Here is a 13,079-nt window from a genome sequence, read left to right as displayed (position 1 = left end):
TAAAATAATTCTGGTTTGAATAATTGGAGTAATTATGAGTCTAAATGAAAAAATAAATCAAGATCTAAAAGATTCAATGCGTTCTGGAGATAAAATTCGATTAGAGACAATTCGTTCAATCCGTGCTTTGATTCTCGAATTTGAAAAGAGTGGAAGCGGTAAAGAATTAAATTCCGAAGAAGAAATAAAAATGTTAACAACAGCCGCAAAAAAAAGGAAAGAATCAATCGAGCAATTTCGCAACGGTGGGAGAAATGAACTTGCCGAGAAAGAAGAAGCCGAATTGAAGATCATTGAAGAATATTTACCAAAACAGCTTACTTTAGATGAAATCTTAGAAGAGGTAAAGAAAATAGCTTCTGAAGTTGGTGCAAAGGCAAAAGAAGATTTCCCAAAATTAATGCCCGTTGCTGCCAAAGTACTTAAAGGTAGAGCAGACGGAAAAATTGTTAAAGAGATCGTTGAAAAATTGTTGAGCGGTAATTGAATTATCTTGATTATATAACCATTGTTATAATTCTGATCGGTTTTTTACTTGGATTTAAGGACGGACTTGTAAGAAAGATCATTGGATTGCTTGGATTGATTTTCGGGATTGCATTAGCAGTTCAGTTCTCCGGAAGTGTCGGAAAATTTCTAACTCGTTTCTTTAACAATGACGAATACTTAGCTAATGTAATTGCCGGTATTTTGATATTTCTAATTGTCATTCTCGTAGCAACAATTATAAAAAGAATTGTACACCCGTTTGATAAAGTAAATCGTATGATAAACCAATTACTTGGTGGTGTAATTGGTGTTGTTCAGATTATTTATTTTATGAGCGCTGTATTTTTATTTCTTAATATTTTTGGATTTCCTAAGACCGAACAAAGGAATAACTCACTTTCATATAACTTTGTTCTTAATTTAATTCCTACGACGATAGATTTTGCAATGGGTCAGAAATCAAAAGCATCTGATTATTTAAAACAATACATAGAAAAAAAAGATATTGACAATACATCACAAATCGACTCACTTCCTCTAAAAAAATGATAACCAAAGACGTTTTAGAAAAATTAGAGTTTAATAAAGTTATAACCCATATCGAGAAGTACTGTTCTACTGATAACGGGAAAAGTGCTATTCAAAACTTGGTTCCGCTTGAATCGATTGATGAAATTGAAAAAAGAGGCGAGCAAGTAAATGAAGCTAAAGAAATTCTTATTAAGAATGATATACCGCCATTCGAATATTTGCCCGATCTAAATGATATCCTTTCTCGAAGCAGAATAGAAGGTGCAGTTCTTACTTCAAAACAAATTTTAGATGTGCTGAAACTTGCCGAGACTTCACGAAAACTTTTTCAATTCTTAAAATCGAAAGATGATTCACAAACATATTTAAAAGAATTTACCGATCAACTTTTAGTGGATAAAGTTTTTGAGCATCAAATAGGAAAAGTGTTTACTGAGAATGGCGAGATTAGAGATGATGCAAGTCCAAAGCTTAGAGAGATAAGAATTGAGATAAGAGAAAAAGATGCTGCTCTTCGCAAACAAGTTCAAAAATTACTGAAACAACTTAGCGATTCTTATTTAGTTCAAGAAGAATATATCACTCAGCGTGATGGTAGAATTGTTTTGCCGGTTAAGTCGGAACATAAGAGACATGTAAGAGGATTTGTTCATTCAGAGTCTTCATCGGGGCAGACGGTTTATATTGAACCGGAAGAAACTTTAGAATTAAACAATGAAATATTGTCGCTCAGCTTTGCTGAGAAAAGGGAAATCGAAAAAATTTTAAGAGGATTAACGGAAAGAATCGGGCAAATCAGTATTGAGTTAAAAAATTCACTTCAAGCAATTGCTGATTTGGATTCAATATTTGCAAGAGCAAAATACTCGATAGAAATTATCGGCTCTCATCCTGGATTCAACGAAGACAAACCTTTTGCATTCATTGATGCACATCATCCAATTCTTATAAAACGGATCGGGCATAAGAATACGGTACCAATGAACTTGAAGTTGGAGAACGTAAATATTATTCTTATTACAGGACCGAATGCAGGAGGCAAAACAGTAACTTTAAAAACAACCGGTCTGCTCATCTGTCTGGCTCTTGCCGCAATTCCGATTCCCGCACATCCGGATTCCAATTTTCATTTTATTGAAAAAGTTTTAGTTGATATTGGCGATGCGCAATCTATTGAAGATGATCTAAGCACGTTTAGTTCACATCTAAAAAATATTAAACATATTATCGAAGAAGCTAATGATAAAACTTTAGTAGTTCTAGATGAGATTGGAACAGGTACTGATCCGGCAGAAGGTTCGGCGATTGCAGCCGGAATGTTAATAACACTCCGTGATAAAGGCGCTAAAGTATTAGCAACTACTCATCATGGCAGTTTGAAACTGATTGCAAATCAGTTGGATAAATTTCAAAATGCATCTATGGAATTTGATACTGATGAACTGAAACCGACTTACAAATTTAATCAAGGAATGCCCGGCTCAAGTTACGCTTTTGAGGTTGCTAATAGGATCGGGTTCGATGAAAAATTTATTCAACTTGCAAAAGAATATTTGGATACCGATAAAACAAAGATTGAAGATTTTCTAGTTGCACTTGAAAAGAAATCAAAAAACTTAAAAGAACAATTGAGTAAAACCGAAAGAGAGAATTCCAGACTGAAAGGATTAACAAATCTCTATCAAAATAAGATTGAAAAACTTGAAAATCAGAGAAAGGAAATATTAGCTCAGACAAAAGAGAAAGCTGAAACATATCTAAGCGAAGTAAATAAAAAGGTGGAAGAGTCAATTAGAAACATTCGCGAATCTCAAGCAAAGAAAGAAGTAATAAAAGAAGAGAAGAAAAAGATTGAAGAGATTAAACAAGAAAGCACTCTGATTTTTAAAAAAGAGAAAAAGAGCAAAGAAGAAAAAGTTGATTTGAGGAAGGGAGATTATGCTTCGATTAAGGATACAACTTCAGTTGGTGTAATCGAAGAAATAAATAAAGAAAAAAATAAAGCTGTACTTAGTGTTGGATCTTTAAAAATCAAAACAAAATATTCTGACTTAGTTCATGCAAAAAAATCCGAATTCGACCACAGAGAGAAAAGATCATTTAACATAGGTCAAGATGAAATAAGCTATCGTTTGGATATCCGTGGCAAACGAGCCGATGAAGCTGAATTTGAAATAATAAAATTTTTGGACAACACGTATGTAAGTGGTACCGATAGAGTTGAAATACTTCATGGAAAGGGAACAGGCGCTCTTAAACAATTAGTTCTTGGAATTTTGAGGAATAATCATACGGTAAAAAATTACTATTTTGCAAACATAGAGTACGGCGGGGATGGTATTACAATAGTTGAATTCAAATAATTTTATGATAAAAAAAATACTAATTGCAAACCGCGGAGAAATTGCTCATCGCATAATTAAAGCCTGCAGGGAGTTAGATATAACGTCTGCAGCAATTTACTCTGAAGCTGATAAATTAGCATTGCATGTTCGAAGAGCTGATGAAGCTTATCTAATTGGACCTTCACCGGCAAGTGAATCATACCTTAACAAAGAAAAGATTATTAAACTAGCAAAAGAAATTGGTGCGGATGCAATCCATCCCGGGTATGGTTTTCTATCTGAGAATGCGGAATTTATTAGAATGGTGGAAGAGTCGGGAATTATTTTCATTGGTCCTTCATCCAAATCTGTATTGATGATGGGAGAAAAAACTTCTGCAAGAAGATTGATGAAAGCAAATAATGTCCCAATCGTACCCGGTACAACTGAACCGATTGAAAGTATAGATGAAGGGAAGAAAATCGCTGCAGAAATTGGTTATCCTGTAATGCTTAAAGCAGCGGCGGGTGGCGGCGGCAAAGGAATGCGGAAAATCTCTAGTGAAGAAGAATTTGAATCCGCATATAACCGAGCTAAGAATGAATCACTTAAAGCATTTGGCAATGATGATGTTTATCTTGAAAAATTCATCGAACATCCAAAACATATTGAAGTACAGATACTGGCAGATAAATTCGGAAATTATCTGCATCTATTTGAAAGGGAATGTTCTGTACAGCGAAGGCATCAAAAAGTAATTGAAGAAGCCCCTTCCATAGCAGTTGACGAATCAACTAGAAAAAAAATTACAAACGCTGCTATAGATGCAGCTAAAGCCTGTAGCTACTACAATGCCGGAACAATAGAATTCTTAATGGATTCTGACAAAAGTTTTTATTTCCTAGAAATGAATACACGGCTTCAAGTAGAACATCCCGTTACAGAAATGATAACCGGGATAGATATAGTAAAGCAGCAAATAAAAATTGCTTCCGGTGAAAAGCTTACTCTAATACAAGAGGATATTAAAATTCATGGTCACGCTGTTGAATGCAGGATCTATGCTGAAGATGTTGATAATAATTTCGCACCATCAACAGGTAAGATTGTTCATCATCGTTTAACTTCCGGTCCAGGAATCCGAATTGACAGAGGAATTGATGTAATGAGTGAAGTCCCGATTTATTATGATCCTATGTTGTCAAAAGTTATTGCTTGGGGAATAGATAGAGACGAAGCGATTGTTAGAATGCAAAGAGCTTTGGGTGAGTATCAAATTAGCGGAGTCATTACAAACATTCCAGTTTTCAGATGGATTTTTAAACAAAAAGTTTTTTTAGACGGAACATTCGATATTAATTTTCTTGATAATGATTTCATGCCGCTTGTTCCAGAAAAATGGAAAGACACTTCATCGAAGGAGTATGAAGATGCTGCTGCAGTGCTATCTGCTTTATTGAAATCTAAAGAACAGGAATTATCATTATCAAAAAATCAGATTGATATTAGTAACTTATGGCGGGATCAGAATAATGAATGAAATGATAATTACGATCAATAATAGAAAACATTCTGTTAAAATTAATAACGGAAATGAAGTTATAATTAATAATAAAAAGATACACGCGGAAGTATCACAAATTAACAACAACGCTTATTTACTAAAATTAGGTAATAAAGTATTCGAAATAACAGCTCACAAACTGAATAAAGATAAATATGGAGTGGTAATAGACGGCTGTTACTTTGAAGCTTTAGTCCATACACAACTTCAGGAAAGGGCTAATGAGCTTCAAAAGAAAAAAAATATATCAGCTAGAAAATTGAATATTAAAGCACCAATGCCCGGGTTACTTCTAAAATTGGGAAAAAGTATTGGTGATTATGTAAAAGTAGGAGAACCATTATTAATACTGGAAGCAATGAAGATGGAGAATGAAATACGATCTCCGGTCAATGGAATAGTAAAAGAAATACTCTTTAAGGAAGGGCAATCGGTAGAAAAGAATTCAATTATTATGACATTTGAATAAGAAATCTTATTTGCTTTTAGAATACAATTACTTATATTTTCTAAGAACTTAATTCATTCAAGAGGAGGTTGTGTGAAGAAATTACTTACATTATTATTAGTATGCAGTATATTTGCCGGAAGCACCTATGCCGGCGGTTTTCAATTAAACGAACAAGGTGCTAGAGCAATGGCAATGGCCGGTGCTTTCACCGGTTTGGCTAACGATCCTTCTGCAATTTATTTTAATCCAGCAGGTATTACACAACTTAGCGGAACAAACTTTTCGCTGGGTTCAACGATGATTCTGCCATTAGCAAGTTTTCAGCTTCCAAAGCCAAGTAGTTCACTAACTGATATGGATAGTCAGGTATTCACTCTGATTAATTTTTATTTAACTCATGCATTCTCAGATAAATTTTCTGTTGGATTAGGAGTTAATAATCAGTTTGGATTAGGTACAAGATGGAATCCGAATTGGGTTGGAAGATATTTAGCAGTCGAAACATCAGTTAAATCATTTTACTTAACTCCTGTACTAGCATATAAATTATTTGATAATCTTTCTGTAAGTGCTGGACCAGTGATTGCTATGGCTAGTGTCAAAATTTCTCATAAAAATGTAAATGGGGTCAATGCTGCTTACCCTGAATTTTTAACTACTTTAGAAAGTAACACATCTACTGCAGTTGGATTCACAGCTGGTATTTTATATAAACTAAACGATATGTGGCAATTTGGTTTAAGTTATAGAAGCCAAACTAAATTCAACTTTACCGGAACTGTAGTTAGTGATCCTACAAATTTCACATTCGTACATCCAGTATATCATGTCTCTGTAACAGTTCCTTGGCCTAATGGTGGAGTATCAGCTCCTTTGACAACACCTGCAAGTGCTACTTTAGGTATTGCTTGGATGCCGAATAAAGATTGGACAACAACTTTTGATTTCCAATATGTTGGATGGTCAAGTTACGATAAATTGGCTGTTACTTTTGATAACTATAATCCTACAAGTCCGACTTTCACAGGTTCTTATACAAGTTCAGTCGATAGAAATTATAAAGATACTTACATAGCAAGATTAGGTTTTGAATATAAAGCAACTGATGCTTTCGCTGTTAGATTCGGTCTTCTTTACGATCATAATCCGGTTACAGACGAATATGTTGAGCCATCATTACCTGATGCTGACAGATTGGGATTCAACATTGGATTTGGCGGAAAGCTTACTGAACATTTAAGCATGGATCTTTCATATATGTATCTCAGTTTTAGTGATAGAATAGTTAATAATTCAATATTTAAATTTAACGGAACATATTCTGAAAGTGCACATCTATTTGGTTTTAGTCTAAATTATAGTTTATAATATCTTAGCTATGAGGGATGGATACTATTCATCCCTCTTTTGATTTACGAGTTAGTTACACGATTTATTTTTTGTTTTTGTACATTAAGGATGACATTAGTCATCCTTTTTTAATTTATACAGGTTATGTTATGAAAACTTTAAAAGTTTTTTTGATTTTTATTATAATAGGATTTTTTGGATGCTCTACTTCTGAAGAAACTACTAAACAATCTGAGAAGAAAGAACCGGATGTTTATATTTTCGATGACGTACAGAAAGATGCAGTTAATATTAATGATACTACTAAAGCGGTTCCATCTGTTCAAGAAGTAAAAGCTGAACCTGTGAAAACAGAACCGGTAAAAACGGAACAGACAGTTAGTGTGAAAAAATTTATTATCCAATTAGGTGCTTTCACGACTAAAGAAAGAGCGGAAGCGTTTATTAATGAAAACAAAAGCAAGACTGAATTAGTTATGAACATAATTTATCGTGAGCAAATAAAACTTTTCGCAGTTCAACTTCCGTCTTTTGCTACAAAGGAAGATGCAGAAAAGACCCGCAATAATCTTTGGCAGATCCCGTCTTTCAAAGATTCTTTTATTATCACAGTCGAATAATCTATGAATCCGGTTTTACAAAATATTCTTATTACTCTCGGGGGATTAGTATATGTGTTTGGAATAGTTGCAATAATGGATTTTGCAGTTAAGATCCAGATCATTGGACTAAATATTTAAATATTACTCCGGCATTAATCTGGACTATATTACTTCTCATAAAAGGATTTACTGCTAAGCCGGATGATCGAGCTGTTAAAATTATGACAAGAACAGGTGATAGAAGAGAACTTCTAAAAGGTCCGTTATATTTTCCTTAGTTATGAATATTATGGGTACAATATTCTTTTATTCACCGGGTGCACTTTTATCAATGGGTTTTCTTGGATGGGGTGATGGATTAGCACCGGTTTTCGGCAAAAGATTTGGCAAACATACATATCATATATTTTCTGATAAAACCGTTGAAGGAAGCATTGCTTTCTTCTTCTTCGGATTTATCGGTGCATTGTTTTTTAATTTACTATTCTTCGGACAAATAAATATATTATTATTAATTACAGCAGCAGTTGTAACTACAGTTATTGAAGGATTTAGCCCAAAAGACATAGATAATATTTTAATTCCTTTTGCTTCAATGATTGTCTATTATCTCTTTTTATGATAAATTAATCATGGTAATCATTAATAACTAAAATAAGGGGGCGTTATGGCTTTCTCATTAAACAAAGTAATGTTAATTGGTAACCTCGGTAATGATGCCGAGACAAGATTTACTACCAATAATTTATCAGTTACATCTTTTTCAATTGCTACATCAAATAGCTATAAAGGGAAAGATGGTAACTGGGTGAATGAAACAACTTGGCATAATGTAGTTTCTTTCAACCTTCCGGATTTTTATAAAGAATCCTTAAAGAAGGGAAAGAAATTTTATGTTGAAGGTCGAATTCAAAAAAGAGATTATACTGATAAAGAAGGTGTTAAACGATATGTTACTGAAGTTATATCTGAAAAACTTATACCTCTTGAAGGTCGAGAAGCAGGCGGAGGAGAAAGTTCTGGAGATAAATCCGGATTTTCAGCAAGTGAACCGGATGCAGCTTCACAAGGTGTTGATGATGATCTTCCATTTTAATGCGTATGTTGAACAAGTAAGGATACAATCTTAGTTGGAATATGGCTGGTCTATAAAAATTCTTCTTTTATTAATTTGTTTTATTCTTTCGGCTTTTTTTTCCGGCTCTGAAGTTGCATTATTTTCTTTTGATAAAAAGAAGTTACGAGAGTTTAAGAAGCAGCATAAAATTATCGGCAGTTATCTACAATCACTATTAGAAAATCCGCGCCGAATTCTTGTAACTATTCTTATTGGTAATACAGTTGTAAATGTAGCAGCTTCGATCATAGCAGTAATGCTTGCACTCGAAGCTGCTCGCATATTTAATATTTCTGTTCAACTAGCATTATTAATTCAAATTCCTCTTTTAACAATTCTTATTTTATTATTTGGTGAAGTTACTCCAAAGTTATGGGCTAATAAGTATCCGGCTCAATGTGTACGAATTACTGCTGTGCCTTTATATTGGTTAGGGATCATATTATATCCTATATCAAAAATACTAACTGACCTTCTAAGACTGCTTTCTTCAAAAATAAACTTTGATAGAACTAAAAGTGCTCTTCATGAAACCGATATAAAAGATCTTGCTGATCTAAGTATTGAAACTGGAACAATTGAAGAAGGCGAGCATGAGCTGATCCACGGAATTGTTTCATTTAAAACTGTAACGGCAAGAGAAGTAATGACTCCGCGTGTGGATATCATAGCTGTTTCACTTAATACTGATTTTGATGAGATGATGAAGATAATTAATGCATCTGGTCACAGCAGGATTCCTCTTTATGAAGATAGCTTAGATAAAGTAATTGGAATAATTTATGCAAAGGATCTGCTTCCATTTTTAAGTAATCCGGAAATTCGTAAATCACTTTCACTTAAAAATATTGCCCGGGAAGCAATGTTTGTTCCGGAGACAAAACTTATTAATGTTCTTCTTCATGATTTCCAAGAAAAGAATATGCATCTAGGTATCGTTGTTGATGAATATGGCGGCACATCGGGTTTGATTTCGCTTGAAGATATTCTTGAAGAAATTGTTGGTGAAATTAGGGATGAATATGACCGTGAAGAAAATGAAATCGTAAAATTGAATGAAAATAGTTTTATGATTTTAGGCAAGGTCTCAATTGATGAATTGAATGAATTGCTGAATCTAGACTTCTCATCAGAGAATGACGACTATGATACTGTCGGCGGATTTATATTTAATCAAGCCGGGATAATTCCACAGCAGGGGTTTCACTTAATCCACAATAACTATAAATTTACTGTTAAAGAAGTTGTCAACAAACGGGTAAACAAAGTTCTTGTGGAAAAAGTAAACTAACTTATATAAATGAAAAAAGGATGCTTTATTTCTGCTGTTGTTGTGTTTACAATTCTTGTAGGGACTGTGGTTTATTTTGTAAAATATAAAAAAGATTTTTTTAAGAATTTTTCGAAAGATAAGATCATTGGTGCAGCTGTTGATGATTTCGATAAGAAATTAAAAGATGTGAAAGCATCGGTTTACCGCGATTCAATGAAAATAGCTGTTCATAATTTTTTGGATGAATCAAAGAAATATAATTTTGATTCTGCGATTTCGCGTTTACAAGATGTTATGGATGAAGCCCGTTTCTTATATCACGACGGGATAGTTGATTCAGCGGATTTTAATCATTTAAAACAAATAATAAAACGTTATGAAAGATCAGAGAAAAACAGAAATTAAAGTAGGCGTAACATTCTTACTTGCTATAATTATTTTCTTATGGGTCCTGGGCTGGGCAAAAAATTGGTCGTTTAATTCAAATCGTAAAGAGATCTCCGTTGAGTTTAGTTCTGTTGCAGGACTCGAAGTTAACGATCCGGTAACGATTAACGGTGTCCGTAAAGGATATGTAGAAGATATAATAATTAACGGCAGTAAAGTAATAACACTCTTAAATCTTCCATCCGATATAATTATAAAAGAAGACGCAAAATTTTCTATTATGATGCTTGATCTTATGGGCGGGAAGAAAGTTGAAATTAATCCCGGCTTATCAATTAATGAATTGGATTATAAAAAACTTCAGCAAGGCAACTTTGAAGGCGATATTGCCTCAGCAATGTCTATGCTTGGTTCTGTTCAGAACGATCTGGTAGATGTTATTAAAGAAGTGAAGATTTCAATTACCGCATTGAACAAAACGATCACAGATGAAAAATTTACAAGTGATCTTAAAACATCCGTTAATAATCTTGCCATACTGACAGATAATCTCAACAAACTTATTGTAAACAATAAAGATGAATTAAATAAATTATTGAAATCCGGAAATGAAGTGACCAAAAACTTAAACAGTTTCATGGATGCAAATCGCGATACTCTCGCTCTAACGATCAATTCGGTTCACGATGTTATGAAAACATCAAAAGTACTTTTGACCAAATTAAATGATTTCATGGATAAGACAAATACGAATCAAAATAATTTTGGTAAACTTTTAAATGATACCGGTCTTATGAATGATCTAAAAACAACAATTCAGCAGGCAAAAGATCTAACAAAAATCCTTATTGATCAGTTGAAATCTAAAGGTGTTGAAGTAAATGCTCACATCTTCTAAAATTAGATCAACACTTCTCTTCTTATTATTCTTCTCAAACTCTCTTATTTCGTTTGCGGAAAATCCGGTAAGATCCAAACATGGAATGGTTGTTACCGCAAATAATTTAGCTACTGAAGTTGGTGTGCAAATTCTAAAAAAAGGCGGTAATGCAGTTGATGCTTCAGTTGCAGTTGGATTTGCACTTGCAGTTACATACCCGAGTGCCGGAAATATCGGCGGCGGCGGATTTATGGTAATTCATCTTGCCGATGGAAAAAATACTACAATTGATTTCCGCGAAACAGCACCATTAGCTGCACATGAAAAAATGTTTCTAGATAGTCTTGGTAATTTTATTCCTGCTCTTAGCCAGGATGGATGGACTTCTTCCGGTGTTCCTGGAACGGTTGCGGGATTAATCTATGCACTTGAAAAATACGGCACGATGAAACTGAAAGATGTTATTCAGCCGGCAATTGATCTTGCTGAAAAAGGATTTGCACTAAGTTATAAAAATTACGAAACTGGAAAATCTGCATTTGTGGAATTGTCTAAAATAGAATCAACAAAAAAAATATTTACAAAAGACGGAAAGAAATTAGAAGAAGGTGATCTGTTCGTTCAAAAAGATTTGGCAAATACTTTACGATTAATACAAAACGGCGGTAGAGACGCTTTTTACGAAGGCGAGATTGCTAAGAAGTTAGTTCAAGAATCCCGAAGGCATGACGGATTATTTACGATGAATGATTTAAAAGATTATCGCGCAATTGAAAGAGAACCAATTGAAGGAACTTACCGCGGATACAAAATAATTTCTATGCCGCCTCCATCTTCAGGCGGAATTTGTTTGATCGAAGCTATGAATGCTTTGGAAAATTTTTCGTTTAAGAAAAATGAGTGGGGAAGTTCTAAATATATTCACACGCTGGTTGAAGTGATGAAGAGAATTTATGCTGACCGCGCCGAGCATATGGGCGATGCGGATTTTTACCCCGTACCGGTTGAAGAATTGATTGCGAAAAGTTACGGCAAACAAATAAAAAATGAGATTACTGAAGAAGCAGCACCTTCAGAAAAAATAAAAGCGCTAAAACTCCATCAACTTAGAGAACATGAAGAGACAACTCACTACTCGGTTGCAGATCAATTTGGTAATGCAGCAGCTACAACTTACACTCTTAACGGCGGGTATGGAAATAGAATTGTTGTTGAAGGACTTGGATTTTTGCTCAACAACGAAATGGATGACTTCAGTTCAAAACCCGGCGAACCGAATTTATATGGTTTGATTGGAAGTGTAGCCAATTCCATCCAGCCGAAAAAGAGAATGTTAAGCTCGATGACGCCTACTATAATACTGAAGGACGATAAACCTTTTATGATTATTGGCTCTCCCGGCGGTTCTACAATTATTACTTCTGTTCTGCAGACAATCTTAAATGTATTAGATTTCAATATGAATATTTACGATGCAATAGCGGCTCCTAAAATTCATCATCAATGGCTGCCGGATGAAATTGATTTTGAAAAATTCGCTCTTTCTGATGATGTACAAAAAAATCTTCTTGCACGCGGACACAAAATTGGTAAAGAAAAATCTTTGGGAAGGATGGAAGGCATTATAATAGATCACAGTACAAATACATTTTACGGTGCAACTGATCCGCGCGGTTACGGAAAAGCGGAAGGATGGTAAGATGGTACTCGGAATTGGAATAGATATAATCGAGATCGAAAGAATTAAAGAGAGCGTTGATAATTTCGGCGATGCTTTCTTAAAAAAGATTTTCACAAAGACAGAACTTGATTACTCGCTTTCACGAAAAAATAAATACCAACATCTTGCCGCACGTTTTGCCGCAAAGGAAGCGATCTACAAAGCACTCTCCAACGATACCAATACAGCTTACAGCTGGCAGGATGTTGAAATCTACAATGAATTAAACGGACTTCCGAAAGTAAAATTTTACGGCGCACTTAAAGATTATCTTAATCACGGTAAAGAATTGAAAATCTCTATGAGCCATTCCGAACATTATGTTACATGCGTTGCAATTCTTACTCTTCATCCTAAGTCATAAAATCTTACAACAATTCAAAACATTTTT

14 protein-coding genes are annotated in these 13,079 nt (G+C 34.2%); all 14 read left to right on the top strand.

Annotation, left to right across the window (positions count from 1 at the left end):
- Positions 1 to 34 precede the first annotated feature (34 nt).
- The 14 genes from NTZ27_03310 to acpS all read left to right on the top strand — a co-directional run bounded on the left by NTZ27_03310 (position 35) and on the right by acpS (position 13,052).
- Positions 35 to 487, top strand: coding sequence for a GatB/YqeY domain-containing protein (locus NTZ27_03310; protein MCX6173764.1), 453 nt, complete (start codon positions 35 to 37; stop codon positions 485 to 487).
- Positions 484 to 1,038, top strand: a complete 555-nt coding sequence (locus NTZ27_03305; protein ID MCX6173763.1) for a CvpA family protein — start codon at positions 484 to 486, stop codon at positions 1,036 to 1,038. The genes NTZ27_03310 and NTZ27_03305 overlap by 4 nt, the downstream gene beginning before the upstream one ends.
- Positions 1,035 to 3,383 (top strand): endonuclease MutS2, encoded by a 2,349-nt coding sequence (locus NTZ27_03300; GenBank protein MCX6173762.1) that lies wholly within the window; start codon positions 1,035 to 1,037, stop codon positions 3,381 to 3,383. The genes NTZ27_03305 and NTZ27_03300 overlap by 4 nt, the downstream gene beginning before the upstream one ends.
- 4 nt (positions 3,384 to 3,387) lie before the next feature.
- The gene (locus NTZ27_03295; protein ID MCX6173761.1) at positions 3,388 to 4,884 is read left to right on the top strand and encodes an acetyl-CoA carboxylase biotin carboxylase subunit; all 1,497 of its coding nucleotides are present in this window, start codon (positions 3,388 to 3,390) and stop codon (positions 4,882 to 4,884) included.
- Positions 4,877 to 5,377: an acetyl-CoA carboxylase biotin carboxyl carrier protein subunit gene (locus tag NTZ27_03290; protein MCX6173760.1), complete on the top strand. Its 501-nt coding sequence runs from the start codon at positions 4,877 to 4,879 to the stop codon at positions 5,375 to 5,377. The genes NTZ27_03295 and NTZ27_03290 overlap by 8 nt, the downstream gene beginning before the upstream one ends.
- A gap of 72 nt (positions 5,378 to 5,449) precedes the next feature.
- Positions 5,450 to 6,727: an outer membrane protein transport protein gene (locus NTZ27_03285; protein MCX6173759.1), complete on the top strand. Its 1,278-nt coding sequence runs from the start codon at positions 5,450 to 5,452 to the stop codon at positions 6,725 to 6,727.
- 131 nt (positions 6,728 to 6,858) lie between these two features.
- Positions 6,859 to 7,329, top strand: coding sequence for an SPOR domain-containing protein (locus tag NTZ27_03280; GenBank protein MCX6173758.1), 471 nt, complete (start codon positions 6,859 to 6,861; stop codon positions 7,327 to 7,329).
- 271 nt (positions 7,330 to 7,600) lie between these two features.
- Positions 7,601 to 7,933, top strand: a complete 333-nt coding sequence (locus NTZ27_03275; protein MCX6173757.1) for a hypothetical protein — start codon at positions 7,601 to 7,603, stop codon at positions 7,931 to 7,933.
- Positions 7,934 to 7,978: 45 nt separating this feature from the next.
- Entirely contained in the window at positions 7,979 to 8,407 is a 429-nt protein-coding gene (gene ssb, locus NTZ27_03270; protein MCX6173756.1) for a single-stranded DNA-binding protein, read from the top strand.
- A 34-nt stretch (positions 8,408 to 8,441) separates the two neighbouring features.
- Positions 8,442 to 9,719 carry a hemolysin family protein gene (locus NTZ27_03265; protein MCX6173755.1) on the top strand — a complete coding sequence of 426 codons (1,278 nt, stop codon included), beginning with the start codon at positions 8,442 to 8,444 and terminating at the stop codon, positions 9,717 to 9,719.
- Positions 9,720 to 9,728: 9 nt separating this feature from the next.
- Positions 9,729 to 10,106: a hypothetical protein gene (locus NTZ27_03260; protein MCX6173754.1), complete on the top strand. Its 378-nt coding sequence runs from the start codon at positions 9,729 to 9,731 to the stop codon at positions 10,104 to 10,106.
- A complete protein-coding gene (locus tag NTZ27_03255) occupies positions 10,078 to 10,986 on the top strand; it encodes an MlaD family protein (protein MCX6173753.1) in 909 nt (302 codons plus the stop codon). The genes NTZ27_03260 and NTZ27_03255 overlap by 29 nt, the downstream gene beginning before the upstream one ends.
- A complete protein-coding gene (ggt, locus tag NTZ27_03250) occupies positions 10,970 to 12,667 on the top strand; it encodes a gamma-glutamyltransferase (GenBank protein ID MCX6173752.1) in 1,698 nt (565 codons plus the stop codon). Before NTZ27_03255 ends, ggt begins: the two co-directional genes overlap by 17 nt.
- A gap of 1 nt (position 12,668) precedes the next feature.
- A complete protein-coding gene (acpS, locus tag NTZ27_03245) occupies positions 12,669 to 13,052 on the top strand; it encodes a holo-ACP synthase (protein ID MCX6173751.1) in 384 nt (127 codons plus the stop codon).
- Positions 13,053 to 13,079 lie beyond the last annotated feature (27 nt).

It is taken from the genome of Ignavibacteriales bacterium (genome assembly GCA_026390775.1).
In the GTDB taxonomy this organism is placed as follows: Bacteria; Bacteroidota; Ignavibacteria; order Ignavibacteriales; family Melioribacteraceae; genus Fen-1258.
The sequence above is the reverse complement of the archived record's forward strand: the minus strand, read 5'-3'. Positions and strand labels throughout refer to the sequence as shown.

What these genes read in the sequence shown, in the direction of transcription:
- NTZ27_03280 (MCX6173758.1), top strand. Translation starts at nt 6,859, where the DNA reads ATGAAAACTTTAAAAGTTTTTTTGATTTTTATTATAATAGGATTTTTT.
- NTZ27_03300 (MCX6173762.1), top strand. Translation starts at nt 1,035, where the DNA reads ATGATAACCAAAGACGTTTTAGAAAAATTAGAGTTTAATAAAGTTATA.
- acpS (MCX6173751.1), top strand. Translation starts at nt 12,669, where the DNA reads ATGGTACTCGGAATTGGAATAGATATAATCGAGATCGAAAGAATTAAA.
- ssb (MCX6173756.1), top strand. Translation starts at nt 7,979, where the DNA reads ATGGCTTTCTCATTAAACAAAGTAATGTTAATTGGTAACCTCGGTAAT.
- NTZ27_03310 (MCX6173764.1), top strand. Translation starts at nt 35, where the DNA reads ATGAGTCTAAATGAAAAAATAAATCAAGATCTAAAAGATTCAATGCGT.
- NTZ27_03255 (MCX6173753.1), top strand. Translation starts at nt 10,078, where the DNA reads ATGAAAGATCAGAGAAAAACAGAAATTAAAGTAGGCGTAACATTCTTA.
- NTZ27_03260 (MCX6173754.1), top strand. Translation starts at nt 9,729, where the DNA reads ATGAAAAAAGGATGCTTTATTTCTGCTGTTGTTGTGTTTACAATTCTT.
- NTZ27_03290 (MCX6173760.1), top strand. Translation starts at nt 4,877, where the DNA reads ATGAATGAAATGATAATTACGATCAATAATAGAAAACATTCTGTTAAA.
- ggt (MCX6173752.1), top strand. Translation starts at nt 10,970, where the DNA reads ATGCTCACATCTTCTAAAATTAGATCAACACTTCTCTTCTTATTATTC.
- NTZ27_03275 (MCX6173757.1), top strand. Translation starts at nt 7,601, where the DNA reads ATGGGTACAATATTCTTTTATTCACCGGGTGCACTTTTATCAATGGGT.
- NTZ27_03295 (MCX6173761.1), top strand. Translation starts at nt 3,388, where the DNA reads ATGATAAAAAAAATACTAATTGCAAACCGCGGAGAAATTGCTCATCGC.